Below are 26,524 nucleotides of genomic sequence, written 5' to 3' on the forward strand. Positions count from 1 at the left end.
GCAACGCATCATGCCCATCAGCACCCCCGCCCGTCTCCTGGCTTCGGTCGCCTCCCTCGCCATCGTGTCCGCCACCGGCCCGGCCCTTGCGCAGAACAGCGTCGGCACGGCCGCCGCGGTCAATCCCCGCTCCACCGGCAATGCCGGGTCGGGCGTGCGGACGCTGGAGCTTGGCTCCAGCATCATCCACCGCGAGCGCATCGAGACCAGTTCCGCCGGCAGCGTTCAGGTCCTGTTCGTGGACAAGACCACGCTGAACATCGGCCCCAATTCGAACCTCGTCATCGACGAGTTCGTTTACGACCCCAACGCCAAGGCCGGCTCCATGGCGCTCACCCTCACCAAGGGCGCGGCGCGCTTCGTCGGCGGCAATGCCAGCCACACCGGCGGGGCCGAGGTGAAGACGCCGGTGGCGACCATCGGCATCCGCGGCGGCGTCGCGGCCATCATCCACCGCGACGGCGAGACCCAGGCCATCCTCCAGTTCGGCACCCTCACCGTGGTGGGGCCGGGCGGGGAGACGGTGGTGATCCGCCGGCCCGGCTTCATGGTCACGGTCGGGCGCGGTGGCATGACGGGCCCGGTGCGCGTGTCGCAGGCCCAGATCGATGCGGTCATCGCCCAGACCCGCAGCCAGACCGGCCAGACCGGCGGGCGCCGCGGCCCGGTCGCGGACACGACCGGCCTCGACCGCGGTTCGAGCCATCCGTGCGGCGTGCCGGTGCAGGGGCAGACCACCATGGACCTCGCGGCGGCGACCTGCCGGTCCGTGAACACCGAGCTTCAGGGCGAGGCGGACACCATCGCCCAGCAGGCCTCCCAGCAGAACCAGGGCAATGTCGTCATTCCCGTCACCCCGCCGCCCTATGGCTACGGTGGCGGCGGCGGCTTCCCCGGCGGCTATGGCGGCGGGGGCGGCTTCCCGAGCTTCCCCAACCTGCCGACCTTCCCCAATATCCCGGGCTTTCCGGGCTTCCCCGGTGGCGGCGGGGGAGGGGGCGGCGGTGGACCTATCGGCGGCGGTGGCGGCGGGCCGATCGGCTACTGAGCGAGCCTAGAGCAGCGCGCGGCAGCGCTCCGTCAGCGTGTCCAGCGGATCGCCGGCGGCGAGTTCCGCCCGGTGCATCCGGCCGGCCGCCGCGGCGATCATGGCCATGTCCCTGTCTGCCAGCGCGGCCAGAACCGGCCCCGGCGCAACCCGTGCATCGGGATGGAACAGCGGGAAATTGCGGCTGAGCCCTGCGGCGGCAAGCGCCTCGCCGTTCAGCCAGTGTTCCACATGCACCGAGAAGGTGACTTGCGGCACGCCCGCCGCCAGCGCATCCGCCGCCACCCCGGCGCTGCCCTGATGGATCAGCAGGCGGGTTCGGGTCATGGCCTCCGCCATGGACACCGGCCGCCCATGCACGATGGCCCCGGCCGCCGAGAGCGGCGCGAGCCAGGAGCGGTCGACGCCCGGCACGAAGATTTCCAGCCGTGGGGCCAGCGCCATCAGCACCGCGGCTATGTCCGGTCGCGAGGCCACGTCGGTGTGGACATAGGCGAAGACGGTGCGGGCATCGGGTGACGCCTCGCGCATGGCCTCGGTCATCACCGGGCCTTCCGCCTGCCGGCTGCGCAGGTCCGCGTAGGGATCGAGCAGCTGGAAGCTGCGCACGAAGGCGTCATCGCCGGTGAAGAGGGCACCGATGCGGTCGATGGGGGCAAGGCCCGTATCCGCCAGCGCGGTGTTGACCGCCGCGACCACTTCGCCATCCGGATGCTGGGACGGCATGAAATCGTGGAACACCGGCATGGCTTCGAGGTCCGCCGGCGGCAGGCAATAGGCCGTGCTCACCTGCATCACCGGGCAGCGCCCGCGCGCGGCAAGCCCGGCGAGGGGGGCATAGTCGCAGACCACCAGGTCCGGCCGCTCCACATCCATCAGGTCGCGCCACGCGCGCAGCACCGGGCGCACGCTGTCGGGATCGCGCAGGCCCACGCGGGCGAGGCTGTCGGTCAGCGTCGCCGAGGCCGGGATATGGTCGCCAGCGCGCGGGGCAGGGGCGGGCCACGGCGGCGCCTGCATCAGGCGGATGCCAGCTTCGGCCAGCGGCCCGGCATTCTGCAGGTGGCGCACCGCGGCCGCCACCTCCGCGCCCGCTTCGGCGAGCCGCCGGCCGAGCCGCGCCAGCTGGATGGTGTGGCCGAACCCCGCGCCCTGTTCCCAGGTGAGCAGCACCCGCCGTGCCATGGCCCCTCCGCTTGTCGGCATCTGTCATTGATGGAGTGGCCCAGGCGGCGGGATCTGTCCAGCAGGGTGGGAAGAGCGCAGTTTGCTTATGGCCTAAGCAATCTGCCGATCTTGAGGGCAGAGGCTGCCTGCCTCATCGTGCGGCAGTGGCCGATCCGCGACGGTCCGGGCGCCCGTGGCCTGCCGCTACGGCGTGCGGGGCCGCTGGCATGGCGGTTGCAGTCCACGGCAGCGAAACCGAGGAGCTTTTTCATGGGCCTGATGCGTTCCGTGTTCGCCGCCGTTCTCGCCACCCTGGCAGCGGCGCCCGCGCTGGCTGAGACCGACGTGAAATTCGCGCTCGACTGGAAGTTCGAGGGGCCGTCCGCCCCCTATTTCGTGGCGCTGGACAAGGGCTACTACAAGGCCGAGGGGCTCAACGTCACCATCGACAGCGGCCCCGGCTCGGTGGCCGGCATCGCGCGTGTGGCGGCGGGCACCTATCCCATCGGCTTCTTCGACATCAACTCGCTGATGAAGTTCCGGGACCAGAACCCGGACAAGAAGGTCACCGCCGTCCAGATGGTCTATGACGAGCCGCCCTTCGCCATCGTCAGCCTGAAGAAGACCGGCATCACCAAGCCGAAGGACCTCGAGGGCAAGATCCTCGGCGCCCCTGCGCCGGACGGTGCCTTCGCCCAGTGGAAGGCCTTCGTGAAGGAGAACGGCATCGACGCCGAGAAGGTGAAGATCGAGAACATCGGCTTCCCCGTACGCGAGCCCATGCTGGCCGACGGCAAGGTGGACGCCATCACCGGCTTCTCCTTCTCCTCCTTCTTCAACCTGCGCCAGAAGGGCGTGCCGGCGGACGACATCGCGGTGATGCTCATGTCCAAGCACGGCCTCGTGCTCTACGGCAACGCCATCATGGTGAACCCCGACTTCGCCAAGGCGCACCCCGAGGTGGTGAAGGGCTTCGTGAAGGCCACCATCAAGGGCATCATCGACACGGCGAAGGACCCCAAGAGCGCCATCAAGTCCGTGATGAAGCGCAACGAGACGGCCGACGAGGCCATCGAACTCGCTCGCCTTGAAATGGCGCTGAAGGACAACATCGTCACCGACTGGGTGAAGGCCAACGGCACCGGCGACGTGGACCCGGCGCGGCTGGCGAAGTCCATCGATCAGGTGGGCGTCACCTACGAGTTCAAGGCCAAGCCCACGGCGGCGGACATCTTCACCAGCGAGTTCCTGCCGCCGGCGAGCGAGCGGAAGATGTGACGCGATTTCGTACCCCGGACGCATGCAGCGACAGCGGAATGCGAGCCGGGGTCCAGCGCAAGGGATCGCCGAAGGCGACCTGACCTGAGGCCGCCGGGGCGATCGCCGGCTTCGCCGACTTTTCCCCTGGACCCCGGATCGGCGCTCCACCTGCGGTGTCGCTTGTCCGGGGAGTGGCCGACGCCGAACCGAAAGGCCTCCCCGTGATCGTCCTCGACAATGTGACCCTCACCTACCCCGGCCGCACCGGCCCGGTGACGGCGCTGGCCGGCACCACGCTGACTGTGCGCAAGGGCGAGTTCGCGGCGGTGGTGGGGCCTTCGGGCTGCGGCAAGTCCACGCTGATGAAGCTCGTCACCGGCCTGATCCGCCCCACATCCGGCACCGTCTCCATCGATGGCGCGGAGGTGAAGGGGCCGGTGAAGGTGGCGGGCATGGCCTTTCAGCACGCCAACCTCCTGCCGTGGCGCACCGTGCTGCAGAACGTGATGCTGCCGCTGGAGATCGTCGAGCCCTATCGCCGCCGCTTCTCCCGCGACAAGGCCGCGTTTCAGGACAAGGCCATGGCGTTGCTCAACGTGGTGGGCCTCGGCGCCTTCGCCGACCGTTTTCCCTGGGAGATGTCCGGCGGCATGCAGCAGCGCGCCTCGCTCTGCCGCTCGCTCATCCACCAGCCGGCGCTGCTGATGCTGGACGAGCCCTTTGCCGCGCTGGACGCCTTCACGCGGGAGGAATTGTGGTGCGTGCTGCGCGACCTGTGGCAGGAATTCGGTTTCACCGTCATCCTCGTCACCCATGACCTGCGCGAGGCGGCCTTCCTCGCCGACACCATCCACGTCATGAGCGCGCGCCCCGGCCGCATCGTGGAGACGCGGCAGGTGCCGTTCCCCCGGCCGCGCGACCTCGATGTCTGCTACCGGGCCGAATTCACCGGATTGGTCCACGAGCTGCGCAACAAGATCGCCGAAGTGCGGCAGGCGGCGTGAGATGATGAAAAAGCTCTCCGTTGAGAACCTCGCCCCCGTCTATTTCACCGTCGCATTGTTCGTGATCTGGGAGGCGGCCTGCCGGCTGTTCAAGATCGATACCTTCATCCTGCCGGCGCCCACCGAGATTTTCGCCGCCATGGTGAAATACTGGTGGCCGTTGCTGAAGAACTCCTTCGTCACCCTGTGGACCACCATGGCGGGATTTGCCATCGCGGTGGTGTTCGGCATCGCGCTGGGCGTGGTGGTGGGCTGGTCGCGCACCATCTATCGCGGGCTCTATCCGGTGATGATCGGTTTCAATTCCGTGCCCAAGGTCGCGGTGGTGCCCATCCTCATCATGTGGTTCGGCATCGGCGAGGTGCCGGCCATCCTCACCGCCTTCCTCATCTCCTTCTTCCCCATCGTGGTGAACGTGGCCACGGGCCTTGCCACCACGGAGCCGGAGCTGGAAGACGTGCTGCGCGCGCTCGGCGCCTCCAAGCTCGACATCATGCGCAAGGTTGGCATTCCCCGCACCGGGCCCTATCTCTTCGGGGCGCTCAAGGTGGGCATCACGCTCGCCTTCGTCGGTGCGGTGGTGTCCGAGACCATCGGCGCCAATGCGGGGGTGGGACATCTCATGGTGCAGGCGGGCTCGAACTTCCAGATGCCGCTGGTGTTCGCCGGCCTGATCTCCCTCGCCATCCAGGGCATCCTCATGTACGCGATCTTCGCCGTGTTCGAGCGGCGTATGGTGGCCTGGGCCTTCCGCTCGTCCCAGAGCGCGGGAGGCTGAAAGCGTGGCCATCGCCTTCGTCCTGAACGGCGAGCGGATCGAGGTGGCGGATGCCGCCCCCTCCATGACGGTGCTGGACTTCCTGCGCACCCGCCGCCGCCTCACCGGCACCAAGGAAGGCTGCGCGGAAGGCGATTGCGGCGCCTGCACCATCGCCCTCGGTCGGCAGGAACGCGGGGCGATGCGCTGGCAGGTCGCCAATTCCTGCATCCTGCTGCTCTCCCAGATCGACGGCACCGAGGTGAAGACGGTGGAGGGGCTTGCCGGCCCGTCCGGCCTCCATCCCGTCCAGACCGTGCTGGCCGAAAGCGACGGCACCCAATGCGGATTCTGCACGCCGGGCATCGTCATGTCGCTCTACGCCCTGACGAAGGGGCGGGCGGCCGATGCGCCGGTGAACGATGCCGACATCCATGAGGCGCTGGCCGGCAATCTCTGCCGCTGCACCGGCTATCGCCCCATCGTCGATGCCGCCCGCGCGCTCTGCGCCGCGCCGCCGATAGCGGGGCCTGTGTCGGTCCCGTCGGTCCCCAACACCCGCATCGCGGCACAGGGCGAACTGCATCTCGTGCCGCAGACCCTTTCGGAATTGGTGTCGCTGCGTACCGCCTATCCCGCCGCGACGCTGATCGCCGGCGCCACCGATCTCGGCCTCATCCCCGCAAAGAAGCGGCAGGGCTTCCCCCTCGTCCTCTCCACCCGCCGCGTCGCCGAACTGAAGCGGATCGGGTGGGAGGGCGAAGTGCTGGTGCTCGGCGCCGCCGTCACCTATGCGGATGCGCTGGAGACGGTGGAGGCGGCGTTTCCCGCCTTCGGCGCCCTCATCCGCCGCATCGGCTCGCGGCAGATCCGCACCATGGGGACTTTCGGCGGCAACCTCGGCACCGCCTCGCCGGTGGGCGACACGCTGCCGGTGCTGCTGGCGCTGGATGCTGAGGTGGAGTTGGCCGGACCCTCCGGGATGCGGCGCATGACCGTCGCGGATTTCCTCACCGGCTATCGGAAGACCGCGCTCGCGCCGGACGAGGTGATCGCCGCGCTTCGTCTGCCGCGCCTCGCGGAGGGCGAGCAGCTCTTTGCCTGGAAGCTCTCCCGCCGGTTCGATCAGGACATCTCCACCTTGCTCGGCGCCTTTCGCCTGCGGGTGGACGGTGGACGGATGATGTCTTTCGCGGCGGCCTTCGGCGGCATGGCTGACCGAGCGAAGCGTGCTTCCGCTCTGGAAACGCTCCTCACCGGCGCGCCATGGGCCGATGCGCTGCCCGAAGGCATCGAGGCGGCCCTCGCCGCCGACTTCTCGCCCCTCTCCGACCACCGCGCCAGCGCCGCCTATCGCCTCACCGCCGCCGCCAATCTGGTGCGCCGCCTCCACATCGCCACCACGCGCCCCGGCGTGCCACTCGAGTTGGAGGCGCTATGACTCGCGCCGTCCATGTCCCCGCCCGCCACGAAAGCGCCAACGCCCATGTGAGCGGCCGCGCCATCTATCTCGACGACATGCCGGAGCCGCCCGGCCTCCTTCATGCGGCGCTGGTGCTGAGCCCCCATGCCCGCGCGCGCATCGTCTCCATCGACCTCTCGGCTGCTCGCGCTCTGCCGGGCGTGGTGGCGGTGGCGGCGGGCGACATTCCCGGCGTCAACGACATCGCGCCCATCCGCACCGGTGAGCCGCTGCTGGCGGCGGGCGAGGCGGACTATGTGGGCCATCCCGTCGCCGCCGTGGCCGCGCCGACCCTCGATGCCGCCCGCGCCGCCGCGGCGCTGGTGCGGGTGGAATATGAGGCGCTGCCCGCGCTGCTCGATCTCGATGCGGCCTATGCGGCCGGCGCCCGCGTCGCGCCGGACCAGCAGGTGGGGCGGGGCGATGTGGCGTCCGCACTGGCCGGCGCGCCCTTGCGCCTCTCCGGCGAGGTGCGATGCGGCGGGCAGGATCATTTCTATCTGGAAGGGCAGATCGCCATCGCCATTCCCGGCGAGGAGCGGGACATGCAGGTCTATTCCTCCACGCAACATCCGACCGAGGCGCAGCACGGCGTCGCCCATGTGCTGGGCCTGCCGTTCGCTGCGGTGACGGTGGAGGTGCGGCGTATGGGTGGGGCGTTCGGCGGCAAGGAGAGCCAGGCCACCATCATCGCCGCCATCGCGGCCCTGCTCGCCCATCACGCCGGCAAGCCGGTGAAGCTGCGCCTGCCGCGCGAGGTGGACATGGAAGCCACCGGCAAGCGCCATCCCTTCCGCGTCCGCTGGGAGGCGGGTTTCGATGCGGAAGGCCGCATCTCCGGGCTCGATATGGAATTCGCCGCCGATTGCGGCAATGTGGCGGACCTCTCGCCCGCCGTGGTCTCCCGCGCGCTCTGCCATGCGGACAATTGCTATTTCATCCCGGCGACGCGCTTCCGCGGCGTGCTGGTGAAGACCAACACCGTCTCCAACACCGCCTTCCGCGGCTTCGGCGCGCCACAGGGGATGCTCGCCATCGAGGCGGTGATGGACGAGATCGCCCGCTACCTCGGCAAGCCCATCGAGGCCGTGCGGGCCGCCAACCATTATGGCGATGCCCCGCGCAACATCACGCCCTATGGGCAGGAGGTGGAGGACAGCCTGATCGAGGAGGCCATGGCCCATCTCGATGCCAAGGCGAACCTTGCCGCATGGCGCGCCGAAATCGACGCCTTCAACGCGCGGAGCCCGGTGATCCGCAAGGGCCTCGCCACCATGCCCATCAAGTTCGGCGTCTCCTTCAACCTGACGACGCTGAACCAGGCGGGCGCGCTGGTGCATGTCTATACGGACGGCTCGGTCCATCTGAACCATGGCGGCACCGAGATGGGGCAGGGGCTGTTCGTGAAGGTGGCGCAGGTGGTGGCGGACGCCTTCGGCATTCCGCTCGACCATGTGCGCGTCTCCGCCACCAGCACCGCGAAGGTGCCCAACACCTCCCCCACGGCGGCCTCTTCGGGCTCCGACCTCAACGGCATGGCGGCGCTGATCGCGGCGAAGGAGATTCGGGGCCGCATGGCCGAGGTGGTCGCGGCGCATTTCGACGTGCCAGCGGAAGAGGTGGCGTTCGTCGAGGGACGCGTGAGCGTGGGCAATCGCAGGCTCTCCTTCGGCGAGGCCGCGCACATGGCGTGGCAGCAGCGCGTGCCGCTCTCTGCCACCGGCTTCTACAAGACGCCGAAGATCCACTTCGACATGGCGAAGTCGGAAGGGCGGCCCTTCTATTATTACACCTATGGCGCCGCCGCCGCCGAGGTGGCGGTGGATACGCTCTCCGGCGCGGTGCGGGTGCTCAGGGCCGAGATCGTGGGCGATTGCGGGCGCTCGCTGAACCCGGCCATCGACATCGGCCAGATCGAGGGCGCCTTCGTGCAGGGCATGGGCTGGCTCACCTGCGAGGAACTGAAGTGGGACGCCAACGGCCGCCTCGCCACGCGCGGCCCCTCCACCTACAAGATCCCCGGCTCGCGCGACGTGCCGCCGGTGCTCAACGTCCACCTGCTCGACAAGCCGAACGCGGAAGAGACGGTGCTGCGCTCCAAGGCGGTGGGCGAGCCGCCGCTGATGCTCGCCATCTCGGCGTGGCTGGCCATCCGCGACGCCATCGCCGGCCTGCCGGGCGCAGGTCCCGTGAAGCTCGACGCTCCAGCGACGCCAGAGCGTGTGCTGGCCGCAGTGGCCGCACGGCGCGAGGACAGGGCGCGGGGGTGAACGCCCAGACGCCGGGGCGTGCGGCATGCTGTAATTCGATACCATTATCGCGTCGGGCTGTCCCTGCGGGACGGTGCTTTGGGCGCCGCCTTCCCGAGTGTCAGGGGGTGTCCCGCCGCGATTTGCGTTGCCTCGCGGGGCCGGTGTCGGTATGTCCCGGCGAGGCACCGCTGCGGGGCGCGGGTGCGATTGAGAGGACGTAAAAGATGGCGCTTACCGGTCTCATCCCCTCCTTCCGTCTCTCGCTCCTGTCTGCTGTCCTTGCCGCCTCGGCCTTCACCCTTCCCGCCGCCGCCCAGACGGCCGCCGCGCCGGCTCCGGCCGCTGCGCCTGCTGCTGCTCCTGCTGCTGCTCCTGCTGCTGCTCTTGCCGATCCCACTGAGACCCATTCGGTACACGACGACTGGACCGTCCGCTGCAAGGGCAAGGACGACAAGCGCGGCTGCGAGGCGGTGCAGACCCTGCAGACCCCCGACCTCGCCCATATCCTCGCTCACGTCGCCGTGCGGGCCGAGAAGAGTGGGCCGGTGCGCCTCATCGTCCTCACCCCGCCCGGCGTGTGGCTGCCCTCAAACGTCTCTTTGAAGGTGCCCGGCGTCGCGGATGTGGTGCTGACCTTCAAGCGCTGCGGCCAGCATTGCGTCGCCTCCACCGAGCTGACGCAGGATCAGCTCACGGCGCTCAAGGCCAGCTCCGGCAAGGGTGAGATCGTGTTCGAGGACGGTTCGCGCCGCCCGGTCATCCTGCCGCTCTCGTTCAAGGGCCTCGGCGCCGCCATGCAGGCCAGCCTCAAGGGCTGATTTCTCTGCCGCAGGCAAACAGGATTTAAGGCCGGTGCCAGCGCGCCGGCCTTTTTCGTTTCCGCTTACGTTCTGTCTGGTGCGAGCGTTGTCAGTTCGCCGGAGGCTGCTGCGGGGCCGCCGCTGCGCCGCCATCCATCGCCCGCTCGGCGGCGGGGGCGGCAGAACGGGCCTTCACCGCCTCCAGCAGCGGCAGCGCCGCGCCGGAGCGCTCGATGAGGCTGAGCGGGTCGGCCATGATGCTCGGCTCGTCCCAGGGGCCGCGGACGCTGAACGGCAGGTCGATGGCGCCGGTCTTCGCGCCCTTGGTCGCCGGCAGCGCGGCGTGGCCGGCGAGGTCCAGCGCGCGCTGGGCGATGGAGAGCGAGCCGGTCATGTCGATCTGCGCGCGCGGCCCGCGCATGACCAGCTCCTCCACCGTGCCCACACCGTCGCTGATGGCGATGCGGCCGTTGAGTTCGGTGAAGGCGGTGCGTCCGCCGCGCCAGTCGCTGGCCGCGGAGAGGGGCCGCCGCTCGATGCGCTGCAGCAGCTGCGCCACGTCGAAACCGTTGAGATAGCCGTTGGCCGCGCTGAGAGCCGCGCTGCCCTGAAGGTTCGCGGCAATGTCCTGGATGCTGCGCCCGGCCCCCGTCACGTCGAGCTGGAGTGTCCCGGTGCCGTCGATGCGGCGAAAGCCGCCGATGTCGTCGAGGGCGCGGGCGAGTTCCACGTCGTTCGCTTCCGCCTCAAGCCGCAGCTCCGCGCCCGCAGAACGGCGGGCCTGGGGGGCGGCCGCGTCGGGCGGAGCGGGGGCGAGGGTCAGGGACGCGCGCAGCACGCCGCCCCAGCCGTGGGCTTCGCCGATGGCGAGCACGAGCCGGCCGGCGGTCAGAACGGCACTGGCGGCGACGGTGGAGAGCGCGGTGTCGCCCACGTCCACCCGGGCCGCCGAAAGCCTGAGGTCGAGGTCGCAGGCGCCGAGGGCGGAGAGATCGACCGCCCCCCGGTCCCAGCCCTGCCGCTCGCCGCCCGTCAGGCGCATGGCGCCGTAGGGAGCGAACGTGATGTGATCGGCGGCGAACGTGCCCTGGATGAGCGGGCGTGGGCCGGAGACCTTCACCAGAAGGCCGCCATCGCCGCGGTTGCCGTCGAGATCGACACTCGCCTCGGTCAGGGCCACCTCGCCCTTCTCCAACTTCAGGCGGGAGGCGAGGGAGAAGGACCCGAAGCCGCTGCGCGTGGGCGCTTCCATGCCGGCCCAGTCGAACAGGTCACGCAGCGAATCCGCGTCCGCCGTCACCGCGCCGTCCATGGTGGGGGCCTTGCCGAGGGCGGCGCGGCCGTGGAAGCGGGCCTTGGCGCCGTCCGTCGCCACGGTCACGCGCATGGGCGCCGGCGTGCCGGCCATGAAGGCGGTGATGTCGTCGATGAAGAGCGTCGCGTTCACCGGCTGCTCGCGCCAGTCGAACTGGACGGCGACGGCGATGCCGGCGCGGTCAAGCACCCGGTCGAGGCTCGCCGTGATGCCGCTCACCAGTTCGCGGGTCAGGCCGCTGCTGGAGCGCCAGGCGATGGTGCCGTCGATGATGCGCAGCTCCGGCCGGTCGGTGGCGGCGAGCACCGGCGCGATCCCCAGGGCGGGCGCCATGCCTTCGCCGGTGAGGACGAGGGTCGGATGCTCGACGATCACGTCGTTCACGGCCACCCGTCCGGCGACGAGCTGGAGCAGGTCGAGCCGCGTGACCACGTTCTCGGCATCGAGCGACTGGCCGGCGGGGAGCGGGAAGCTGACTTTGCCGAGCACCACGCGCGGCGAGGGGAAGAGGCGAATCGTCGGCTCGCCGAGAATCTCCACCTTCTGGCCCGTCGAGCCGGCAAGCGCCTGCGCCGCCACCCGCCGCAGCTCGGCGGCCGGCACCAGCAGGGGCAGCACCGCCATGGCGACGAGCAGCAGCGCGGCCCCCGCGCCCAGCACGGATGCAGCGATGAGCCCGGCCCGGCGGGTGTTCTGGCCGACACGCAGCATGAAGATACAGAGGTCTCCGAGGGAGCAGGCGGGGCGATGCGCGCGACGCCTGAGGCCACGTTGGATCGTGGCCGCACCTTTAGCGGGCTCTGTGTCGCTTTGATGGCTGGGGGCTTCGGGGTGGGCCGGCGCGCCGGTCAGTCGCGGGCCGAGGCGCTGCCGCGCGTGCCGTCCGCCGAAGCGCCTAGGGCGGACGAGGACATGCGGGCGAGCAGCATCACCGGCCCCAGCCCGACGAGGAGAATCACCAGCGCCGCCAGCGCTCCATCCTCATAGGTGCCGCGCGCCGCCTCCCCATAGACGTGGGTGGCCAGTGTCTCGAAACCGAGCGGACGCAGCAGCAGGGTGGCCGGCAGCTCCTTCATGGCATCGACGAACACCAGAAGGGCGGCGGTGGCGAGGGCCGGCCGCAGCAGCGGCAGCAGCACCCGGCGCACGGTGCGCGGCTGCGACGATCCGAGGCTGCGGGCGGCCATGTCGAGATGCGGGGAGAGCTTGGCGAATCCCGCCTCGATGCCGCCGACGGGGATGGCGAGGAAGCGGATGGCGAGTGCCGCCACCAGCGCGGCTCCCGAGCCCGACAGGAGGAGGCCGGTGGAGATGCCGAAGGCCTGCCTCATCGCGGCGTCCAGCATGTTGTCGAAGCCGGCGAGGGGGCTGAGCAGGCCGACGGCGAGCACGGTGCCCGGTACCGCATAGCCGAGGCTCGCCACCCGCGCGAAGCCGGAGGCGAGCGGCGCGCGCGTCAGCCGCTGCCCCAGCGCCACCACGAGGCCGAGGCCGAGGGCGAGGGTCACCGTGCCGGCGGCGAGGGCGGCGGTGGTGGCGGCTTCTCCGAGGATGCGGGTGGGAAAGCCGGTCTCCGCCATCCGCCGCGCCGCCGAGATGGAGAGGTGCAGCAACGGCACCAGGAAGCCGAGCATGACCGGCAGGGCGCAGAAGGCGGCGGCGGCGAGGCCCTGAAGCCCGGTCAGCCGCAGCGGCGCCTGTGGCCGGGCCGAGCCGGTGGCGACGAACCGTCGGGCGCGCCGCGCCCAGCGCTCCAGCAGGATCAGCCCCAGCACGAGGGCGAGCATGACGAGGGCGATCTGTGCCGCGCCGGGCAGGTTCGAGCGGTTCACCCAGGTGGAATAGATGGAGACGGTGAGGGTGCGCACGCCGAGGAATTCGGAGGCGCCGATATCGCCCAGCACCTCCAGCAGCACCAAGGTCAGGCCCGCCACGATGGCCGGGCGGGCCAGCGGGAGGCCGATGCGCAGGAAGGCGCGCCAGCGGCTGGCGCCCAGCGTGCGCGCCACTTCCAGCGCGGCCGCCGACTGCAGCACGAAGCTCGCCCGCGCCGAGAGGTAGACGTAAGGGTAGAGCACCGCCGACAGCACGAAGATGCAACCGCCGGTGGAGCGCACATCCGGCAGGCGCAGGCCGCGCGGGCTGGTTATGCCGAGCATCGCGCGCAGCGCCTCCTGCACCGGCCCGAGGGGGTGCAGCACGTCGAGATAGGAGAAGGCGACGATGTAGCCCGGCACGGCCAGCGGCAGCAGCAGTGCCCATTCCAGCACCGAGCGGCCGGGGAAGGTGCAGGTGGCCACCAGCCAGGCGCACGGCACCGCCACCACCAGCGTCACCACGCCGACACCGAGCACCAGCAGGCCGGTCTCGGCCAGCGCATCGGGCAGCACGGTGGCGATGAGGTGGGGCCACATGTCTCCCGATCCGCGCGCGGCGATGCCGGCGAGGGCGAGGAGGGGCAGCAGAACGAAAAGAGCCACCAATCCCGACGCCAGAAGGAGCGGGGAGAGGTGGCGGGGAAGGCGGAGCCGCGTCGCGCGCGGCTCGCCGGTCAATGCGGTCTCAGCCATCGCCCGTCAGTTGTCGAAGCCGACCTTGTCGATGAGCTCGCTGGCGCGCTTGCGGTTCTTGGCGATGTCCACCAGCGGGATGGGATCGACCTTGAGCGGCCCCAGCGCGCCGATGATGGGATCGACCTCGGCCGAGGCGATCACCGGATATTCCAGGTTCTGCTTGGCATAGATGGCCTGCATCTCCGGGGAGATGGCGAATTCCAGCAGCTTCACCGCGGCGTCCTTGTGGGGCGCGTTCTTGGCCACGGCGGCGCCGGAGACGTTCACATGGGTGCCGCCGCCCTGGAAGGTGGGAAGCAGCACGTTGATGCCGTCGCCCCACTTCTTCTGGTCGGCGCCGCCCTTGCCCGAGCGCATCAGGCCCACATAGTAGGAATTGCCCACCGCCAGATCGCAGATGCCGCCGAGGATGTCGCGGGCGCCTTCGCGGTCGCCGCCGGCGGGCTTGCGGGCAAGGTTCGCCTTCAGGCCGCGCAGCCACGCCTCGGCCTTCTCCTCACCGTGATGGACGATGTAGGCCGCCACCAGCCCCACATTGTAGGGGTGCTGGCCGGAGCGGATGCAGACCTTGCCCTTCCACTTGGGATCGGCGAGGTCCTCATAGGTGATGGCGGAGAGCTTCACCTCGTCCTTCGCCGCATAGACGAGACGGGCGCGCAGGGAGAGGGCATACCAGTTGCCGGCCGGATCGCGCAGGTTCGCGGGAATGGCAGAGAGGGCAGGGGAGGTCACCGGCTGGGTGACGCCGGCATCCACCACGTCGAGCAGATTGCCCACGTCCACGGTCATCAGCACGTCGGCGGGGGAGCTGGCGCCCTCCGCTTTCACGCGCTCGGCGAGGCCGTCCTTGATGAAGACGCTCTTCACCTCGATGCCCGTGGCCTTGGTGAAGGCCTCGAACAGGGGAGCGGCCAGCCCGGGCTCGCGGGTGGTGTAGACGTTGACGACCTGCTGCGCGCTGGCGCCCTGCGCCGCGACAAGCAGTGCGCCACCGGCGAGAAGGCTGCGCAAGAGATGAAAGCGACCCATTGAAATCCCCACACGCGGGCTCGGAGCGAGCACGACAAGACGATGGAGAATTGGCTAGCCCGGCGCGTTACGAAGGGTCAATGAAGAAGGACGTGAGCCCGGAAACATTGGAAATCATCTAATTCCGAAACGCTTTGCGCGCAGTGGGGCCAGTTTATACTTTCTCCAGACTATCGGGCCTCACAAAGCAAAAAGCCCGGCGTGAGAGCCGGGCTTTGCGTTGATATCGGACGGGCGGAGGAGGATCAGTCCTCGTCGAGCTCGCCGATGTGGTGCTGGGCGTAGAGCTGGAGGCCGAGCTTGGATACGAGATCGAGCTGGGTCTCAAGGAAGTCGATGTGGCCTTCCTCGTCCGCCATCAGCTCCTCGAAGAGGTCGCGGCTCGGATAGTCCTTCACCGTCTGGCAGTAGGCGGCCGCTTCCTGGTAGAGGGCGCGGGCATCGAGCTCGGCGGCGAGATCGCAGTCGAGGATTTCCTTCACGTCCTGGCCGATTCGCAGGGGATCGAGCACCTGCATGTTCGGGAAGCCGTCGAGGAACAGGATGCGGTCGGTGAACTTGTCCGCGTGCACCATCTCCTCGATGGACTCGGCGCGCCACTTCTTGGCCAGCGCCTTGTAGCCCCAATTGTCGAGCATCCGGTAATGGAGCCAGTACTGATTGATGGCGGTCAGCTCAGAGCGCAGGCCCCGATTGAGGTATTCAATAACCTTCGGATCGCCCTTCATTCTCAGCTCCTGATGCCGTAAGGACAGTTAGTTTGGATTAAGCGTTAGACTAATTCTAATGTGGTGGCAAGGTACCCGACCACACCGCCGGTTGTTCGCCGGGCGTTCGGGCACCCTTCTAGGAAGCTTATTCGGCGGCGACCATTCCGGTAAGTCCCGCAACGGGACATTCGTCCGCGCAGGCACCGCAATCGTGCGCCTGCACCTGATCCATCAGCGTGCGGATGGTCCGGGCGCAGCGTCCGCACTGGGGCGAGCAGCCGAGGCAGCGATAAACTTCGCTGGGGGAGCGCAATGGGGTTCCCGCAAGCGCATCAAGCACCTGCCGGTCTGAAAAGACGTTGCATGAACAAACGATCATGGCACGGCCCGAAGCTAACTTGGAAGGCTTCTAAAAACTTGTTTCTATTGCATTTTTCGCAGAGGACGGCCGGACCCGTCAACTCCGTACATATGCGACATGGTGGGTCGAGGGCCGTTCAGACAGGCTTTTGCCAGCACAATGGAGTAGTTCCATTGTGCGGATACCACCCCATTGGTGGTTGAACACCTTCGCAGGCTCAGGCGGGCAAGGTGAGCCGCGCGATCATGCCGCGACGCCGGCCCAGGTCTTCACCGGCCTGAGACATCCCGACCGGATCGATCTCAAGCGATCCGCCCAGCGCCCGCGCAGCTTCCGCCATGCGGGTCAGACGCAGTGGGCGACCGTCCGCGGCGAAGCGGTCGTCCGGCGAGAGGCCGGACAGCGGATCGAGGGCCGCCGCAGCCGCCGTTGCGTCAAGGCCCGCGCCGGCATCGCTCAGCTGCACCTTGGCGCGCGGTCCTCCATCACCTTCGTCCTCGGCGAAGACCGAGACGGCCACCGCGCCGCCGGCCGGCGTGGCCGCCACGGCCTCTTCCACCAGCATTGCCACGAGTTCCGCGAGCGGGGCTTCGGCGGCCAGGGCCGTGACCCCTCCGGCGTCGTCGAGGCGCAGTGCCAGCCGCCGCCGCCGGGCGGCCGGAAGAAGCGCGGCCACGGCGGCGCGCACTGCCGCCGACACGTCGCAGGTGACAGCTTCCGCCGGTGCTGTCGGCTGCGAGAGCGCGTTGAGGTCGTCGAGGGCGGCGTTGAGGGACTTGAGGGCGCCCCGCAGCGGATCGCTCAGGGCCTCGGCGGGCGCTTCGCGCAGGATCGCCATGGGGCCTTCAAGCCCGGCGCGCAGGCGGCCGGCGAGGCGCGGAAGGAGATTCACCGCCGGTTCCGGTTCGGGCACCGCAACGGGCACCGCCAACGGCGCCGGCTCGGGCTGCTGCGGCACGGGACCGATGACGACGCACAGGATCTGGTCCTCGGCGCCGGCGCGGGTCACGGCCGCCAACCCCGGCAGCATGTCGCCTTCGCGATTGCGCAGAGCGAGCGCGACCTGCGCGGAGGCCCCGTCGTCCCGCACGCGGTCGAGGGTGGCCACGGCGTCGGCGCGGTCGGTCGGGGCGACGGCGATGGTGAAGGGCTCGCCGGCAAGGTCATGGGCGGGAAAGCCCAGCCGCTCGGCCGCCGCGAAATTGGCGAGGCGGATGGTGCCGTCCATCTCCAGCAGGAAGACCGGCCAGGGCACCATGTCGAGCGCCGCGCGGCGGGCGCTCGCGCGGGCCTCGCGGTCGTCGTCGGTGGTGTCGAGGGCGCGGATGACATGGATCAGCGCGGGCCGGCCGAGGAACGGCGCGGCGACGAGGCGCACTTCCACCGGCAGGCGGGCTCCGTCGGGCGTCAGCACATGGAGGGCGCCGGATTCGCGGGAGAGGACCCGCTCAAGCCCGCCGGCCTCCGCCAACGCATCCAGTCCGCTCCAGCCGGTCAGGGCGAGAAAGGCCCGGTTGGCGTGCACTAGCTCTCCCTCCTGCTGCACCAGCAGGCTCACCGGAAGCTTGTCCAGCAATTCCGCCTCGTCGCCGGAGGCGGGCGGGGGCTCGGGCTCGGCGTATGCGGCGTCCATTTGGTCGGGCGAATGGGTGTCCGGCGGAATTCTCGGCCAGTCCTCGATGGCCGCGGCCAGGGTCCGGGCGATCTCGCGGAAGGCGGAGCTTTCCTGCGGCGACAGGCTGCCCTGCCGGAGTGGTACCACGTTGCGGCCGAAGGCGACCGGGGGCTGAGGGGCCGGTGCACTTGCCTGCGGGGCTTTCGGCGGCAGGGGAAGAGGCGTCTCCGCCGCCGAAACGATGCCGAAGCCGCGCACCCCCTTGAGCCGGCGCTCCGCATCGAACAGCGGCGCGCCGCCGAGGCTGAGGTCGAGCGGAGATTCGACGCCCACCGGCGGCACCGTCGCCGTGCGCTCGGTGAAGCTTTCGCCCGAGGCCATGGCGTCGATGAGCGCGTCGGCGTCGGTCAGGTGTCCGTCGCGCTCCAGCTCCGCGAAGCTCGCGCCGATGAAGGTGCCCGAGCGGCTGCCGAGCGCCGCCGCGAACAGGGGGGACAGCGCGCGCAGGCGGCCATCCGCATCGCTCTCCCAGGTCACGCGCAGCGGCTGGGCCAGAAGCGGGCGCAGCGCCGCCGGCACGGCCGGGGCCGCCGCGGGGAGCGCAGGCGAGGGCGGGGCGGGCGCGAATGCGGCCGGGTCCGCGAACAGGATGGCGGGGCCGGAGGGCAAAGCGAGGGCGGCAAAGCGCAGGGTGCGGGGCGAGAGATCCCCGGGCAGGCGCAGCCGCGCCACGCCGAAGCCGGCGGCGGTGCGCCGGGCGAGGCGGGTGGCCGCCGTCATCACTGGCTCGGGCGCCGGTTCTCCGGGCGCGATCGCGAGCCGGGCGGCCGCCGACGTCGCCGCCAGCATGCGCCCGGTGCCGAGATCAAGAAGGAAGGAGACGAATTCCTGCCGCGCGAGGGGCGCCAGCACCGCCTCCGCGCCTGGAAGAGCGGACGCGATGGCCTCCACGCTCTCCCCGGAGAGGAGAGACGGGTCGTCCGGGCTGCCGTGGTGCTGCGTCATCGTTTGCAGGATCGCACCTTGCGGAGGATGAGGGAACAAAGGCGGGACCACCCCGCCGGCTCATATTCTCGCCGCCATTGATTAACGTCAGTGCAACTTCGCCGCGCGCCTGCCATTCATATTGGCGAAGCGGCACTACCGTAGATTAAGATCGGTCGCTGTGCGGTGGCTTGCGCCGCCCGACACCGGAGGAGAGACGGCCATGACGACGAAGTTCGGTCCGGAGCTGGAGCTGCCCCCTGAAATGCGTGCCATTGCCGAGAAGAATGTGGCGCAGGCTCGCCAGGCGTTCGAGACGCTGTTCCAGAATGCGCGTGAGACGGTCGGCGAGAGCGAAGGCCATATCGAGGAGGTTCGCTCCAACATCAAGGACTTCCGCCAGAAGGCCATCGGGCTGATGGAAGCCAATGTCGAGGCGAGCTTCGACTTCCTGCACAAGCTTGTCGCGGCCAAGAGCCCGCAGGAGATGATGAGCCTGCAGGCCGAGTTCCTCACGAACCAGCTGAAGACCGTTTCCGAGCAGGCCAAGGCCTTCGGCGACGACGCCAAGGCTCTCGGCGAAAACGCCGTGCGCACCATGGACGAGCACGCCCGCACCCTCGCCGAGCGGCTGAAGGCCCTCGCCGCGTCCGCCGCCCAGAGCGCCCAGGCCGTCGCCCAGGACCTGAAGACGGTGGGCGAGACCGCGGTGCGCGAAGCCCAGGCGGCTGCGGCCAAGGCCACCGATCCCAATCAGAAGGGCTGACGGGATTACTCTACCGGTCCGCGCGTACCCCCGGTGCGCGCGAAAGCTTGACTTGTGCAGCGCAGAATTTCATTTTGCGCTGCACGTTTACTGCTGTATAACCCTATCGTCGGGGTAAACACAGCTCACCTAGAATGTCCGGAATGCAAGCGTTGCACGGCGCTGCGCGTCGCGTTTCATTCTGGTGGCACTGCAGCAATGCGCCTCGGCACGGATCGCCATGCCCCGTTTCCGAGGATGACATGAACGACACCTTCATCAAGGCTTATCAGGATCAGATCGAGGCGGCGAAAAAGGCGTTCTCGACTCATGCCGTTCCGGCCGTCGAAGTGCCGCCGGCGGTGCGCGAAATCGCGGAAAAGGGTCTCGCCGCCTACCGCGAGAACTACGGCAAGCTGAAGGCCGCCGCCGAGCAGGTGAATTCCGCCCTCGAGGAAAGCGCCACCACCGCCTCCAAGGGCGTGGCCCAGTACAATGCCAAGGTGCTCGAGGCGGTTCAATCGAACGTGAACTCGGCGTTCGACTATTTCAATTCGCTCCTGACGGCCAAGACGCTCGCCGAGGCCGTGGAACTCTCCACCGGCCACGTCCGCAAGCAGTTCGAGACGCTGACCGGCCAGGCCAAGGATCTGTCCGCCCTCGCGCAGAAGGTCGCCGCGGACTCGTCCGAGCCGATCAAGTCTTCGGTCGAGAAGATCCGTCCGACCGCCTGAGCTTTCGCTCCCCTCAACGACCGCCGCGTCCGGGCCAGCGTGCTTGACGCGGCGGGTCCGCCTTGTCATGACGCGGGGCGTTCCACCCCGCGAGTTATCGCATGCGTGCCCTTGGTTCAGTCTCGCCGCTCCTGCTGATCGGCCCCTCGTGGGTCGGTGACATGGTTATGGCGGCGAGCCTTGTGGACGTGCTGCGCCTGCGCGAGCCCGGCCGGCCCATCGATGTGATGGCGCCGCCCGCCTCCCTTCCCGTCGCCCGCATGATCCCCGGCGTTCGCCGCACCATCCCGCTGGGGCTGGGCCATGGCGAACTCGGCCTGCTCGCCCGCTGGAAGGCGGGACGCGCCTTGCGCGGCGAAGGCTACGGCAAGGCCATCATCCTGCCGCGGGCGTTCAAGGCCGCCATCGTTCCGCTCGCCGCCGAGATTCCCGAGCGTGTCGGCTATCGCGCGGAGCTGCGCAGCGCCCTTCTCACCGACGCGCGCCCCGACCCCGACCGCAAGACCGCCCGCACGCTGGACCGCTTCGTCGCCCTTGGCCTGCCGCCGGGCTCCATCGCCCGCGCCCCGCGCCCGCGCCTGATGCTGCCCGACGGGGCCGTGGATGTTGCCGCCGCCAAGTATCCTCTCGCCGGCGACGCGCCGGTGATGGTGCTCTGCCCCGGTGCCGAGTACGGGCCCGCCAAACGCTGGCCGGCGGCGAAGTTCGCTGCGCTTGCCGCATTGGCGGTGAAGGACGGCTATCGCATCCGCATCCTCGGCTCGCCCAAGGATGCCGAAGCCGCGCGCGCCATCGAGGAGACGGCCGGCGTGCCGGTGGACAATCTCGTCGGCCGCACCACCCTCATCGAGGCCGCCGCCATCCTCGCGGGGGCGGACGTGGTGATTTCCAACGATTCCGGGCTGATGCACATCGCCGGCGCCTTCGACCGCAGGCTGGTGGTGATCTACGGCGCGTCGTCCGAGAAGATGACGCCCCCGGCCTCGCCCTTCGCCCGGGTGGTCTCCCGCGATTTGCCGTGCCGGCCCTGCCACAAGCGGGAATGCCCGCTCAAGACGCTGGCGTGCCTTGAAGGCATCGCCGCAGAGGACGTGCTGGCCGCGGCCGAGCAAATGCGCCGATGAAGCTGCTGCTGGTGAAGCTGTCGTCGCTGGGGGATGTGGTCCACACCTTCCCCGCGCTGACGGACGCCGCCGCCTGCGTGCCCGGGCTGACGGTGGACTGGGCGGTGGAGGAGGCTTTCGCGCCGGTCGCCCGGCTCCATCCCGCCGTCCGCCGCACCATCACCGTTCCGCTCCGCCGCCTGTCGCGTCGTCCGCTCGCCGCGGTTTCCAATGGGGAGGCAATGCGGGTGAGGGCGGCGCTGGCGGCCGAGCCGTACGATCTTGTCATCGACGGGCAGGGGCTGATGAAGAGCGCCGCCGTGGCCGCGCTCGCCCGTGGCCCGCGACACGGCTTCGACCGGGTGAGCGCGCGCGAAGGGCTGGCGAGCCTGCTCTATGGCACGCGCCATCATGTGCCCGAGGTGGAGCACATGGCGGTGCGTCTTCGGAAGCTGTTCGCGGCGGCGCTCGGCTATGGGCTCGACGATCTGCCCGCCGACACGGGGCTGCGGCCCGCCCCCGGCGGCGTGCCCTATCTCGTCTTCCTGCACGGCACCACGTGGCCGACCAAGACCTGGACCCTCGACGGCTGGCGCGCCTTGGCGGCGTTGGCGGGTAAGGCGGGGGTGGCGGTGCGCCTCTTCGCCCACGGCGCTGAAGAGCGTGCCCGCGCCGAGGCCATCGCTGCCGGACAGGACAATGTGCGCCTGCTGCCGCCCCAGGGGCTGGAGGGGATCGCCCCTGAGATCGCCGGAGCGGCGGGCGTCGTGACGGTCGACACCGGCCTCGGCCATCTTGCCGCGGCCTACGGGGTGCCGACCGTCGGTCTCTATGGACCCACCAACCCGGTGCTGACCGGACTGTTCGGCCCCTGCGTCACGGAACTGAAGGCGCGGCGCGATTGCGCGCCCTGCGAGAAGGCCCGCTGCCGCATCGCGCCCGAGACCATCGAGGGGCCGCCCTGCCTCGCCGACATCTCCGCCGCCGAGGTCTGGCAGGCGCTCGGCAGGCTGGGCCCGGCAGCCTGATACAGGCGTTTCGGCCACGGTCGAGATGGACAAGGTGTCGGCGTGTGTGGCACATCCTGCGCCCGGTGGAACGGATGGGATGCCCGCTATGACCCGATCGGTGGCGTTGAGTCGTGACCTTCTGCTCGTCACCGGCGGCGCGGGCTTCATCGGCTCCAACATCGCCCGCGCGGCGGCGGAGGACGGCTATCGCGTGGTCGTGGCCGACTGGCTGGAAGACGGCCCCAAATGGCGCAACATTTCCGACATCCCGCTCCATGATGTCATCCGTCCCGAGACGATCAACGACTTCGTGGAGAAGGAAGGCGGGCGGCTGGCCGCGGTGGTCCATATGGGCGCCATTTCCGCCACCACCGAACGCGACGCCGACAAGATCGTCGCCCGCAACATCCGCGCGACGCTCGACCTCTGGGACCTGTGCGCGCGCAAGTCGCTGGGCCTGATCTTCGCCTCCTCGGCCGCGACCTATGGCGACGGCACCCTCGGCTTTCGCGATTCCGAGGCGGGGGCCGATCTCGCCGCGCTCGCGCCGCTCAATCCCTATGGCTGGTCCAAGCTGTTCGTGGATCGCCGCATCATGGCTGACATCGCCGAAGGGCGGCCCCGGCCGCCCCAGTTTGCCGGCCTTCGCTTCTTCAACGTCTATGGCCCCGGTGAGGCCCACAAGGGCGACATGCGCTCGGTGGTGCACAAGATCTATCCGAACGCCGAGGCGGGGGAGAGCGTGACGCTCTTCAAGTCCCACGACCCGCGCTACACCGACGGTGGGCAGTTGCGCGACTTCGTCTATGTGGGCGACTGCGTGGAAGTGGTGCGCTGGCTGCTGGAGAGCCCGGACGTGTCCGGCATCTTCAATGTGGGCACCGGGGAGGCGCGCTCCTTCGCGGATCTCGCGACAGCGGTGTTCACCGCGCTCGGCAAAGAGCCGAACATCACCTACGTGGACATGCCGGAGAGCCTGCAGAAGGCCTACCAGTATTTCACCCAGGCCGACGTCTCCAAGCTCCGCGCAGCCGGCTTCACCCGGCCGTTTACCTCGCTGGAAGACGGCGTTTCGGCCTATGTGAACCGCCATCTGAAGCCGCGCAACACCGTAGGGTGAGGGGCGGGGCGGCTCAGCCGCTCCGGTGCTGGGACGGGCGCCCGTTTCACAAAGTCTGACACCTGAATATTGGTATAAAGGCACCTCTATGGGCAGCGGCAGCGCCGTTTTGCCCGTAACATCGCATCGGCCCGCGAATACAAGCGGTCGCTCCCAGATGTAAGCGCTTGCAGCGTTGCCAGTCAACGCCTCGAGAGGAAGGGCAGGGGCTGGAGCGCCCTTGCCGAGCCAACACCAGCAGACATCACGGAAAAACGGAGTGCGGGAGGGGAGGGCACGTCTCTCCTGGCACTGGGCGGCCTGTCGGCATGTGCAGGAATATTTTCCTTTAATCAAAAAATCATTATTTTTCAATATGATACCGGAATAAATGGATGTATTAATGTAATGTGTTAAGTGGTATTTTAAAACCGTATACTATCAGGTTTACTGGTTAACTTATTGATTTTCATAGTAAAATATACGTTTCGTGTGACGCCTCTTGCGCCCAGCCGTGCAAGTTAACGTTAAACATTAACCATAAATAACTGATTTATATGAAAATATCGTTCTCTTAAAGTGGCTTCGAGTGCGCCCGGCCCGCCAGACGGGGTCGCGAAGCTTTCCCTGCCCCGTTCGGCCGATCGGGATGGGAGCGGCGCGGCGGTGGTGTTTGCGGAGGTATCCCCGCGCCTGGCATTCACCGTGGCGTCGGTTTGCGGGCGGGGAACCCATGCCTATAGTCGCGGCTGTTTCGCCGGCGGTGGCGGGGAGGAGACGTGATGAGACTGTGCCGGGCCGGCCGCGCAAGCCGCGCCTCACACCGGTGCCTCGGCGTGCCGGCCATGGTGCGCGCCTGATGGCGGGGGCTGCGTCGGCCTGCGATCTCGTTCTCGTCCTCGGCGGTGCGCGCTCCGGCAAGAGCCGGTTCGCGGAAGGCGAGACCGTGCGCCATGCCGGCCCCTGGACCTATGTCGCCACGGCCCAGCTCGGCTATGGCGGCCAGTCTGACCCTGAGATGGAGGCGCGCGTCGCGCAGCATCGCGGCCGAAGGGGCGAGGGGTGGGAGACGGTGGAGGCGCCGTTCGATCTCGCCGCCGCGCTTGGCGCGCTTCCGCCGCATCGGCCGGTGCTGGTGGATTGCCTCACCCTCTGGCTCACCAACCATCTCCTCGCCGACCACGACCTCGACGCCGAGGCGGCGGTGCTGGACGCCGCCCTTGCCGCCCGGCCGGGGCCGACCATCTGCGTCGCCAACGAGGTCGGCTTCGGCATTGTCCCCGACAATGCGCTGGCCCGCCGCTTCCGCGACGCCGCGGGCCTCCTCAACCAACGCCTCGCCGTCCGCGCCCGCAAGGTGGTGCTGGTGGTGGCGGGCCTGCCCCTGACCGTGAAGGAAGTGACGCCGTGAGCGATCCCGTCCCCCCCTCTCCCGCCGAAGACGAGGCCGCCGCCCGCCACCGCGCCAAGATGGAAAAGCGCAAGGCGGTGCAGGACAAGGAGGTGGCCGAAAAGACCATCGAGAAGGGCCTGCTCGTCGTCCATACCGGCCCCGGCAAGGGCAAGAGCACGGCGGCCTTCGGCCTTGCGTTGCGGATGCTGGGGCGTGGCGGACGGGTCGGCGTGGTCCAGTTCATCAAGGGGGCGTGGCAGACGGGTGAGCAGGACGCCTTTCAGGCCTTCGGTGATCGCGTGAGCTGGCACACCATGGGCGAGGGCTTCACCTGGGAGACGCAGGACCTCGCCCGCGACAAGGCCGCCGCGGCCCGCGCCTTCGGCAAGGCGCGCGAGCTGATGGCGGACGAGACCATCTCCCTCCTCATCCTCGACGAATTGAACATCGCCCTGCGCTACGACTATCTCGACCTCGCCGAGGTGGTGGCCACCCTCGCGGCGCGGCGCCCCGGCCTGCATGTGGTCGTCACCGGACGTAATGCAAAGCCCGAGCTTCTCGCCGCCGCCGATCTCGTGACGGAGATGGGGCTGGTGAAGCACCATTTCGCCGCCGGGGTGAAGGCGCAGGCGGGCATCGAGTTCTGATGGCCCGCGCCCTCATGTTTCAGGGCACCGGCTCGGATGTGGGCAAGTCCCTCATCGTCGCCGGCCTCGCCCGCGCTTTCACGCTGCGCGGTCTCAAGGTGCGGCCATTCAAGCCGCAGAACATGTCCAACAATGCCGCCGTGACGGCGGACGGCGGGGAGATTGGCCGGGCGCAGGCGCTTCAGGCGCGGGCCGCGCAGGTGCGCGCGAGCGTGCATATGAACCCGGTGCTGCTGAAGCCGCAGGGCGAGACCGGCGCGCAGGTGGTGGTGCAGGGGCAGGTCCACGGCACGGCCAAGGCCGCCGCCTACCAGTCCCTCAAGCCGACGCTCATGCCGGCCGTGCTGGACAGCTTTGCCCGGCTGAAGGGCGAGGCCGACCTCGTGCTGGTGGAAGGGGCGGGCAGCGCCTCCGAGGTCAATCTGCGCGCCGCCGACATCGCCAACATGGGCTTCGCTCGGGCGGCGGACGTGCCGGTGGTGCTCATCGGCGACATCGACCGGGGGGGCGTGATCGCCAGCCTCGCCGGGACAAAGGCGGTGATCGATCCGGCCGATGCGGCCATGATCCGCGGCTTCATCGTCAACCGCTTCCGGGGAGACCCGGCGCTGTTTGCCTCCGGCATGGATCTGATCGCGCGTCTCACCGGCTGGGAGGCCCTCGGCCTCGTGCCGCACTTTCCCGATGCGGCCCGCCTTCCGGCGGAGGATGCCCTTGCCCTGTCCGCGCCGCCGCCGCCCAAGGCCGGGGCACGGCTGCGCATCGCCGTGCCGATCCTGCCCCACGTCTCCAATTTCGATGATCTCGATCCGCTCGATGCCGAGCCGGGCGTCGAGGTGCGCCGCGTCCGCCCACATGAGAGCCTGCCGCTCGATACCGATCTGGTGTTGCTGATCGGCTCCAAGGCCACCATCGCCGACCTCACGGCGTTGAAGGCCGGGGGCCTCCACCACGATATCCTCGCCTTCGCCCGGCGCGGCGGGGCAGTCATGGGTCTGTGCGGCGGCTACCAGATGCTGGGGCAGACCATCGCCGATCCCGAGGGCGTGGAGGGCGAGGCCAGGATCGCCCGCGGCCTCGGCCTGCTCGACGTCCATACGGTGCTGACCGGCGAGAAGCGGCTGGAGGAGGTGCGCGGCACCGCCGAGGGCGCACCCTTCCACGGCTATGAGATGCACATGGGCGCAACCCACTGCGCCGATTGCGAGCGGCCGTTCGGCCATCTCGCGGATGGGCGGCCGGAGGGCGCGCGCTCCGCCTCGGGCCGCGTTGCCGGCACGTATGTGCATGGCCTGTTCGCCTCCGATGCCTTCCGCGCCGCCGTGCTCGGCCGGCTGGGCGGGGCGGGTGGCGGCATCGCCTATGAGGACGGCGTGGAGGCGACGCTGGATGCGCTGGCGGCCCATCTCGCCGCCCATCTCGACCTCGACCGTCTGCTGGCGCTGGCGCGGTGAGC

22 protein-coding genes are annotated in these 26,524 nt (G+C 69.3%); 15 read left to right on the top strand and 7 right to left on the bottom strand.

Going from position 1 to position 26,524, the window contains the following annotated elements; genetic code table 11:
* The first annotated feature begins 10 nt into the window (after nt 1-10).
* On the top strand, nt 11-1,048 hold the full coding sequence (locus A37E_RS27245) for a FecR family protein (RefSeq protein WP_051679185.1): 1,038 nt from the start codon (nt 11-13) through the stop codon (nt 1,046-1,048).
* 6 nt (nt 1,049-1,054) lie between these two features.
* Here A37E_RS27245 and A37E_RS0119245 read toward each other — a convergent pair whose 3' ends face one another.
* Nucleotides 1,055-2,233, bottom strand: coding sequence for a hypothetical protein (locus A37E_RS0119245; protein ID WP_029558098.1), 1,179 nt, complete (start codon nt 2,231-2,233; stop codon nt 1,055-1,057).
* A 252-nt stretch (nt 2,234-2,485) separates the two neighbouring features.
* Between A37E_RS0119245 and A37E_RS0119250 the strand changes: the two genes are divergently transcribed.
* The 6 genes from A37E_RS0119250 to A37E_RS0119275 all read left to right on the top strand — a co-directional run bounded on the left by A37E_RS0119250 (nt 2,486) and on the right by A37E_RS0119275 (nt 9,768).
* Nucleotides 2,486-3,493 (top strand): ABC transporter substrate-binding protein, encoded by a 1,008-nt coding sequence (locus tag A37E_RS0119250; RefSeq protein WP_029558099.1) that lies wholly within the window; start codon nt 2,486-2,488, stop codon nt 3,491-3,493.
* Between the two features lie 203 nt (nt 3,494-3,696).
* Nucleotides 3,697-4,479: an ABC transporter ATP-binding protein gene (locus tag A37E_RS0119255; RefSeq protein WP_029558101.1), complete on the top strand. Its 783-nt coding sequence runs from the start codon at nt 3,697-3,699 to the stop codon at nt 4,477-4,479.
* 4 nt (nt 4,480-4,483) lie between these two features.
* Entirely contained in the window at nt 4,484-5,257 is a 774-nt protein-coding gene (locus tag A37E_RS0119260) for an ABC transporter permease (RefSeq protein ID WP_024279499.1), read from the top strand.
* Nucleotides 5,258-5,261: 4 nt separating this feature from the next.
* Nucleotides 5,262-6,677: a xanthine dehydrogenase small subunit gene (gene xdhA, locus A37E_RS0119265; protein WP_029558102.1), complete on the top strand. Its 1,416-nt coding sequence runs from the start codon at nt 5,262-5,264 to the stop codon at nt 6,675-6,677.
* Complete coding sequence (gene xdhB, locus A37E_RS0119270) at nt 6,674-8,968, top strand: xanthine dehydrogenase molybdopterin binding subunit (protein WP_038193390.1); 2,295 nt, start codon at nt 6,674-6,676, stop codon at nt 8,966-8,968. Before xdhA ends, xdhB begins: the two co-directional genes overlap by 4 nt.
* Before the next feature lie 206 nt (nt 8,969-9,174).
* Nucleotides 9,175-9,768, top strand: coding sequence for an invasion-associated locus B family protein (locus A37E_RS0119275; protein ID WP_051679186.1), 594 nt, complete (start codon nt 9,175-9,177; stop codon nt 9,766-9,768).
* Between the two features lie 91 nt (nt 9,769-9,859).
* Here A37E_RS0119275 and A37E_RS0119280 read toward each other — a convergent pair whose 3' ends face one another.
* From A37E_RS0119280 to A37E_RS25490, 6 genes are all read right to left on the bottom strand, one after another.
* A complete protein-coding gene (locus A37E_RS0119280; protein ID WP_029558105.1) occupies nt 9,860-11,776 on the bottom strand; it encodes an AsmA-like C-terminal region-containing protein in 1,917 nt (638 codons plus the stop codon).
* Nucleotides 11,777-11,913: 137 nt separating this feature from the next.
* Complete coding sequence (locus A37E_RS0119285) at nt 11,914-13,635, bottom strand: iron ABC transporter permease (protein ID WP_029558106.1); 1,722 nt, start codon at nt 13,633-13,635, stop codon at nt 11,914-11,916.
* Between the two features lie 6 nt (nt 13,636-13,641).
* A complete protein-coding gene (locus A37E_RS0119290) occupies nt 13,642-14,667 on the bottom strand; it encodes an extracellular solute-binding protein (RefSeq protein ID WP_029558107.1) in 1,026 nt (341 codons plus the stop codon).
* A gap of 245 nt (nt 14,668-14,912) precedes the next feature.
* Nucleotides 14,913-15,395 carry a bacterioferritin gene (gene bfr, locus A37E_RS0119295; RefSeq protein WP_024279492.1) on the bottom strand — a complete coding sequence of 161 codons (483 nt, stop codon included), beginning with the start codon at nt 15,393-15,395 and terminating at the stop codon, nt 14,913-14,915.
* 127 nt (nt 15,396-15,522) lie between these two features.
* Nucleotides 15,523-15,756 (bottom strand): (2Fe-2S)-binding protein, encoded by a 234-nt coding sequence (locus A37E_RS26600; protein ID WP_081762651.1) that lies wholly within the window; start codon nt 15,754-15,756, stop codon nt 15,523-15,525.
* Between the two features lie 199 nt (nt 15,757-15,955).
* Nucleotides 15,956-18,358, bottom strand: a complete 2,403-nt coding sequence (locus A37E_RS25490) for a PAS domain-containing protein (RefSeq protein WP_038193403.1) — start codon at nt 18,356-18,358, stop codon at nt 15,956-15,958.
* A 202-nt stretch (nt 18,359-18,560) separates the two neighbouring features.
* On the opposite strand from A37E_RS25490, the gene A37E_RS26105 reads away from it, so the two are divergent.
* The 8 genes from A37E_RS26105 to A37E_RS0119345 all read left to right on the top strand — a co-directional run bounded on the left by A37E_RS26105 (nt 18,561) and on the right by A37E_RS0119345 (nt 26,522).
* Nucleotides 18,561-19,103 carry a phasin family protein gene (locus tag A37E_RS26105; protein ID WP_024279490.1) on the top strand — a complete coding sequence of 181 codons (543 nt, stop codon included), beginning with the start codon at nt 18,561-18,563 and terminating at the stop codon, nt 19,101-19,103.
* A gap of 242 nt (nt 19,104-19,345) precedes the next feature.
* Nucleotides 19,346-19,816, top strand: coding sequence for a phasin (locus tag A37E_RS0119315; RefSeq protein ID WP_051679188.1), 471 nt, complete (start codon nt 19,346-19,348; stop codon nt 19,814-19,816).
* Nucleotides 19,817-19,917: 101 nt separating this feature from the next.
* Nucleotides 19,918-20,940 (top strand): lipopolysaccharide heptosyltransferase II, encoded by a 1,023-nt coding sequence (waaF, locus tag A37E_RS0119320; RefSeq protein WP_029558110.1) that lies wholly within the window; start codon nt 19,918-19,920, stop codon nt 20,938-20,940.
* Nucleotides 20,937-21,947, top strand: a complete 1,011-nt coding sequence (waaC, locus tag A37E_RS0119325) for a lipopolysaccharide heptosyltransferase I (RefSeq protein WP_029558111.1) — start codon at nt 20,937-20,939, stop codon at nt 21,945-21,947. Before waaF ends, waaC begins: the two co-directional genes overlap by 4 nt.
* 88 nt (nt 21,948-22,035) lie before the next feature.
* Entirely contained in the window at nt 22,036-23,049 is a 1,014-nt protein-coding gene (gene rfaD / locus A37E_RS0119330) for an ADP-glyceromanno-heptose 6-epimerase (RefSeq protein ID WP_029558112.1), read from the top strand.
* 838 nt (nt 23,050-23,887) lie between these two features.
* Nucleotides 23,888-24,439 (top strand): bifunctional adenosylcobinamide kinase/adenosylcobinamide-phosphate guanylyltransferase, encoded by a 552-nt coding sequence (gene cobU, locus A37E_RS0119335; RefSeq protein WP_029558113.1) that lies wholly within the window; start codon nt 23,888-23,890, stop codon nt 24,437-24,439.
* On the top strand, nt 24,436-25,068 hold the full coding sequence (gene cobO / locus A37E_RS0119340; RefSeq protein WP_029558115.1) for a cob(I)yrinic acid a,c-diamide adenosyltransferase: 633 nt from the start codon (nt 24,436-24,438) through the stop codon (nt 25,066-25,068). The genes cobU and cobO overlap by 4 nt, the downstream gene beginning before the upstream one ends.
* Entirely contained in the window at nt 25,068-26,522 is a 1,455-nt protein-coding gene (locus A37E_RS0119345) for a cobyric acid synthase (RefSeq protein ID WP_029558116.1), read from the top strand. The genes cobO and A37E_RS0119345 overlap by 1 nt, the downstream gene beginning before the upstream one ends.
* Nucleotides 26,523-26,524: the final 2 nt, after the last annotated feature.

It is taken from the genome of Xanthobacter sp. 91 (assembly GCF_000702385.1).
GTDB lineage: Bacteria > Pseudomonadota > Alphaproteobacteria > Rhizobiales > Xanthobacteraceae > Xanthobacter > Xanthobacter aminoxidans.

Coding starts and splice junctions, on each gene's coding strand:
- A37E_RS27245 (WP_051679185.1), top strand. CDS start 11: ATGCCCATCAGCACCCCCGCCCGTCTCCTGGCTTCGGTCGCCTCCCTC.
- A37E_RS0119245 (WP_029558098.1), bottom strand. CDS start 2,233: ATGGCACGGCGGGTGCTGCTCACCTGGGAACAGGGCGCGGGGTTCGGC.
- A37E_RS0119250 (WP_029558099.1), top strand. CDS start 2,486: ATGGGCCTGATGCGTTCCGTGTTCGCCGCCGTTCTCGCCACCCTGGCA.
- A37E_RS0119260 (WP_024279499.1), top strand. CDS start 4,484: ATGAAAAAGCTCTCCGTTGAGAACCTCGCCCCCGTCTATTTCACCGTC.
- xdhB (WP_038193390.1), top strand. CDS start 6,674: ATGACTCGCGCCGTCCATGTCCCCGCCCGCCACGAAAGCGCCAACGCC.
- A37E_RS0119275 (WP_051679186.1), top strand. CDS start 9,175: ATGGCGCTTACCGGTCTCATCCCCTCCTTCCGTCTCTCGCTCCTGTCT.
- A37E_RS0119280 (WP_029558105.1), bottom strand. CDS start 11,776: ATGCTGCGTGTCGGCCAGAACACCCGCCGGGCCGGGCTCATCGCTGCA.
- A37E_RS0119285 (WP_029558106.1), bottom strand. CDS start 13,635: ATGGCTGAGACCGCATTGACCGGCGAGCCGCGCGCGACGCGGCTCCGC.
- A37E_RS0119290 (WP_029558107.1), bottom strand. CDS start 14,667: ATGGGTCGCTTTCATCTCTTGCGCAGCCTTCTCGCCGGTGGCGCACTG.
- bfr (WP_024279492.1), bottom strand. CDS start 15,395: ATGAAGGGCGATCCGAAGGTTATTGAATACCTCAATCGGGGCCTGCGC.
- A37E_RS26600 (WP_081762651.1), bottom strand. CDS start 15,756: ATGATCGTTTGTTCATGCAACGTCTTTTCAGACCGGCAGGTGCTTGAT.
- A37E_RS25490 (WP_038193403.1), bottom strand. CDS start 18,358: ATGACGCAGCACCACGGCAGCCCGGACGACCCGTCTCTCCTCTCCGGG.
- A37E_RS26105 (WP_024279490.1), top strand. CDS start 18,561: ATGACGACGAAGTTCGGTCCGGAGCTGGAGCTGCCCCCTGAAATGCGT.
- A37E_RS0119315 (WP_051679188.1), top strand. CDS start 19,346: ATGAACGACACCTTCATCAAGGCTTATCAGGATCAGATCGAGGCGGCG.
- waaF (WP_029558110.1), top strand. CDS start 19,918: ATGCGTGCCCTTGGTTCAGTCTCGCCGCTCCTGCTGATCGGCCCCTCG.
- waaC (WP_029558111.1), top strand. CDS start 20,937: ATGAAGCTGCTGCTGGTGAAGCTGTCGTCGCTGGGGGATGTGGTCCAC.
- rfaD (WP_029558112.1), top strand. CDS start 22,036: ATGACCCGATCGGTGGCGTTGAGTCGTGACCTTCTGCTCGTCACCGGC.
- cobU (WP_029558113.1), top strand. CDS start 23,888: ATGGCGGGGGCTGCGTCGGCCTGCGATCTCGTTCTCGTCCTCGGCGGT.
- A37E_RS0119345 (WP_029558116.1), top strand. CDS start 25,068: ATGGCCCGCGCCCTCATGTTTCAGGGCACCGGCTCGGATGTGGGCAAG.